Genomic DNA, 3,109 nt, shown 5'->3' on the forward strand with positions numbered 1-3,109 from the left:
GGCCAGGGGCCAGGCCGTGGCTGCCAGCAGGAGCGCGGCCCGGTAGCCCGCCTGCGCGGGCGATAAAAGCAAAGCCATAAGGGTTGGATGGGGTATGTGGTGGAACAGAAGGTTAGCCAGTTGCTAGCCCGATGTTTTGCGGTAGCGCCACACGGCCAGCGTGTTCACCACCACAGCCATGCCTAGCAGCGTGAGTACGGGCGTGAGCACATCGCGCAGGGTGCTGCCCTTGAGCAGGATGCGCCGGGCAATGTCGATGATGTAGAGGAGCGGGTTAAGGCGGTCGATGGCCCGCGCCCAGGCCGGCATGTACTCGGTGGGCGTGAACAGCCCGCAGAGCAGGATGAAGATTATCAGGAAGAAAAACGACACGAACAGGGCCTGCTGCTGGGTTTGGCTGACTGAGGAAATGAGCAGTCCCAAGCCCAGTGGCACTGCCAGAAATACGGCCATGATGCCGTAGAGCAGCGGCACGCTGCCCACCATGGGCACGTGAAACAGGAAGCGCGCGAGCAGCAGTCCGATGGTGAACTGGTACAAGCCCGCCACCCAGAACGGCAGCAGCTTGCCCAGGATAAACTGCCACTTGCGGATGGGCGTCACGTTGAGCTGCTCGATGGTGCCGATTTCCTTTTCGCGCACGATGTTGAGCGTGGCCACCATCATCACAATCAGGCTGATGATTTCGACCAGAATGCCGGGCACCATGAAGGTTTTGTAGTTGAGCAGCGGGTTGTACCAGTAAGCCGGCACCACTTCCAGGCCGCGCACCTCGCTCACGGTGGCCGCTACCGTGGCCGGGCGGCCCTCGCCCTGGTAGGCCTGCACGATGCTGCTGGCGTAGGAGCTGGCCAGGCCGGCCTTCACGTTGTCGAGGGCATTGACCAGCAGCTGCACCCGCGCCCGGCCGCCGCGCACCAGGTCGCGCTCAAACTGCGGGGGAATAACCAGCACCAGGTCGGCGCGGCCATCGAGCAGGTCCTGCTCGGCAGCCCGGCTGGTGGGACGCGTCTGCACCAGCCGGAAGTAGGGCGTGTACTGAAACTGGTTGAGCAGGCGGCGTGCGGCCGGGCTGTGGTCCTGGTCGACCACGGCCAGGTTGAGGTTCTTGATTTCGTAGTTGGCCGCGAACGAGAGCAGCACCAGCTGCATGATGGGCGCCACCAGCAGCAGCCCCAGCAGCGAGCGGTTGCGCCGCAGCTGCCGCACTTCTTTTTCCAGCAAAAACCAGACGGTACGCATAGGCGGTGAGGGGTAAGATGGGGAGGTTAATTTGATGTTTTGGCTGGGTCAGGGGGTGAGGCTCACGGCAGGCGCGTAGCAGCCTATTCCCCCACTAGGCCAGCCGGTTTTTCAGCGAGCCCAGCGCCAGCAGGAGCAGCCCGCCGGCCATGCCCGCGAGCACGGCCGTTTCGCGCCACAGCTCGCGCAGGCCCAAGCCTTTTATCATGATGCCTTTCAGAATGACGATGTAGTAACGCGCCGGAATGATGCGCGAGACCGTTTGCAGGGGCAGCGGCATGCTTTCGAGGGGAAACAGAAAGCCGCTGAGAATGAGCGTGGGCAGTAGCAGACTCAGCATGGAGGTGAGCATGGCCGTTTGCTGCGAGGCGGCGCGGGTTGAAATCAGCACGCCCAGCGTGAGGGCCACCAGAATGTAGAGCAGCGTCTCGGCCAGCAGCAGGGCCAGGCTGCCGCGCTGCGGGATGTCGAGCACCCACACGCCGAGCGCCAGGATGATGAGCCCGTTGATAAACGAGAGCAGGAAGTAGGGCAGAATCTTGCCGATGATGATGGGCAACTGCCGCATGGGCGAGACGAGCAGCACTTCCATGGTGCCCGTCTCCTTCTCGCGGGCAATGGTGATGCTCGTGAGCATGGCCGAGACCAGCAGCAGAATCAGGGCCATCGTACCCGGCACGAAGGTGTAGGCGGCCTTCAGGCCGGGGTTGAAGTAGAGCCGGGCGACGGCCTCCACGCGCGGGCCCGCGCCGGCCGGGCGCTTGGTGTGTTCCTGCTCGTAGGTTTTGATGATGGCCGTGGCGTAGTTCACTAAGCTGACCGCCGTGTTCTGGTCCGAGGCATCGGCCACGAGCTGCACCTGGGCGTGGCCCAGGTGGTCGAGGTCGCGGGAGAAGCCCACCGGAAAGACGACGGCCAGCTTCACGTGGCCCTGGCGGAAGGCGGCGGCCACGTCGGGGTAGCTGGTGGCGTAGTCGCGCAGCCCGAAGTAGCCCGACGAAAACAGCCGGTGCTGCACCTGCTGCGCGTGCTGGCCCTTGTCAAAGTCGAGCACCGCCACGTCGGCGTTCTTGATTTCGTTGGTCAGCGCGAAGCCGAACAGCGTGACCAGGGCCACGGGCATGCCGAAGAGAATGAGCAGCGTGCGCGGGTCGCGGAAAATGTGGTAGAACTCTTTCCGCACGAACATCAGGAAGGATTTCATGGCTGTTTTTTAGTTTTCGATTCCTCGTTGTCAGTTGTTTGCGCGTTCCTACTCCTTCATCCGCCTGGCTGCGGCCTCTACTCCACGTTCTTCGCGCCCCGCGCCAGGTGCAGGAACACCTCGTCCATCGAGGCCACGCCGAACTGCCGCTTAAGGCCGGCCGGGGTATCCAGGGCGTCAATCCGGCCGTCGACCATGATGCTGACCCGGTCGCAGTACTCGGCCTCGTCCATGTAGTGGGTGGTAATGAAAATGGTCACGCCCCGCGCGGCGGCCTCGTAGATGAGGTCCCAGAACTGGCGCCGGGTGATGGGGTCAACGCCGCCAGTGGGCTCGTCGAGGAAGATGACGGCCGGCTCGTGGAGCAGGGCCACCGAAAAGGCCAGCTTCTGCTTCCAGCCCAGCGGCAGGCTGCCCACCAGCGTGTCGCGCTCGGCTGCCAGGGCCAGGCGCTGGAGCAGGGCCGTGGTTTTCTCGCGGATGGCGGCCGTTTTCAGCCCGTACACCCCGCCGTAGAAGCGGATGTTTTCGCGCACCGTGAGGTCTTCGTAAAGCGAGAACTTCTGGCTCATGTAGCCGATGTGCTGCTTGATGCGCTCGGGCTCGCGGAACACGTCGCACCCGGCCACCGTGGCCGCGCCCTCCGTGGGCCCCAGCAGGCCG

3 protein-coding genes are annotated in these 3,109 nt (G+C 64.0%); all 3 read right to left on the reverse strand.

Annotation, left to right across the window (positions count from 1 at the left end; all coding sequences use genetic code 11):
* Positions 1-123: 123 nt before the first annotated feature.
* Positions 124-1,242 carry an ABC transporter permease gene (locus ACYVDE_RS18615; RefSeq protein ID WP_138082021.1) on the reverse strand — a complete coding sequence of 373 codons (1,119 nt, stop codon included), beginning with the start codon at positions 1,240-1,242 and terminating at the stop codon, positions 124-126.
* A gap of 94 nt (positions 1,243-1,336) precedes the next feature.
* Entirely contained in the window at positions 1,337-2,446 is a 1,110-nt protein-coding gene (locus ACYVDE_RS18620) for an ABC transporter permease (protein WP_138082023.1), read from the reverse strand.
* Between the two features lie 77 nt (positions 2,447-2,523).
* A partial coding sequence (locus tag ACYVDE_RS18625) for an ABC transporter ATP-binding protein (RefSeq protein WP_460503048.1) occupies positions 2,524-3,109 on the reverse strand: 586 nt, incomplete at its 5' end.

The sequence above is a fragment of the Hymenobacter agri genome (assembly GCF_054778495.1).

Coding starts and splice junctions, on each gene's coding strand:
- ACYVDE_RS18615 (WP_138082021.1), bottom strand. CDS start 1,242: ATGCGTACCGTCTGGTTTTTGCTGGAAAAAGAAGTGCGGCAGCTGCGG.
- ACYVDE_RS18620 (WP_138082023.1), bottom strand. CDS start 2,446: ATGAAATCCTTCCTGATGTTCGTGCGGAAAGAGTTCTACCACATTTTC.